This is a genomic window from Billgrantia kenyensis (assembly GCF_013697085.1).
In the GTDB taxonomy this organism is placed as follows: domain Bacteria; phylum Pseudomonadota; class Gammaproteobacteria; order Pseudomonadales; family Halomonadaceae; genus Halomonas; species Halomonas kenyensis.
The window spans coordinates 1-1,022 of sequence record NZ_JACEFT010000084.1 but is presented as its reverse complement, the minus strand read 5'-3'; the positions used below and the strand labels follow the sequence as shown (position 1 = coordinate 1,022).

The window sequence follows — 1,022 nt, the reverse complement described above, 5'->3', positions numbered from 1 at the left end:
CCGCTCTCGATCCTGATCGAGCAGTCGATACGCGGGGTCAACAACTTCCCGCTGCTGGCGATTCCGTTCTTCATCCTGGTCGGCGAGGTGATGAGCCACGGCGGCATCGCGCGCCGCCTGATGGACCTGGCCGGTGCGCTGGTGGGATTCGTGCGCGGCGGGCTGGGCCAGGTGGCCATCACCGGTTCGATGTTCTTCGGCGGCATCAGCGGCTCGGCGGTAGCCGATACCGCCGCCACCGGCTCGATGATGATCCCGTCGATGAAGCAGCAGGGCTACTCCGCGCCTCACGCCACGGCGATCAACACCGTCTCCTCGGTGATCGGCATCATCATTCCGCCCTCCATTCCCCTGATCCTGTTCGGCATCGTCACCGAGACCTCGATCAGCCGCCTGTTCATCGCCGGCATCGTGCCGGGGCTGCTGATCGGCTTCGCCCTGATGACGACCACCTTCATCATGGCCAGTATCGAGCATGCCGGGCAGACCCGCCGCTTCGAGCTGGGCCGCCTGTGGCAGGCCTTCAAGTCCGCCTGGCTGGCGCTGGTACTGCCGGTCATCGTCATCGGCGGCATCATCGGCGGGATCTTTACCGCCACCGAAGCGGCGGTGGCGGCGCTGCTCTACTCGCTGTTCATCTCCCTGGTGTTCTACCGCGAGATCCGCCTGCGCGATCTCTGGGGCATGCTGATTCGCACCGCGCGACTGACCGGCATGGTGCTGCTGCTGCTCGCTTTCGCCACCGTCATCGCCTGGTTCCTGACCATCAACATGGTGCCGCAGACCCTGGTTCAGGCCATCACCCAGGATCCCTTCCTGCTGCTGCTGATCGTCGCCGCCCTGCTGTTGCTGGTGGGCTTCGTCATGGACCTGACCCCGGCCATGGTGATCATGGCGCCGATGCTCACCCCCATCGTTACCACCGTGGGGATCGATCCCGCCTACTTCGGCGTGCTGATGGCCTTCGTGCTCGGCATCGGCCTGCTCACCCCGCCGGTGGGAACCTGCCTCTACGTGGGCTG

The 1,022-nt window shown here is 65.6% G+C and carries 1 protein-coding gene; it reads left to right on the top strand.

The features are described 5' to 3' along the window. Nucleotides 1-1,022 (top strand): TRAP transporter large permease (locus H1D44_RS20690; protein ID WP_181517151.1); only part of this gene is annotated, 1,022 nt, incomplete at both ends.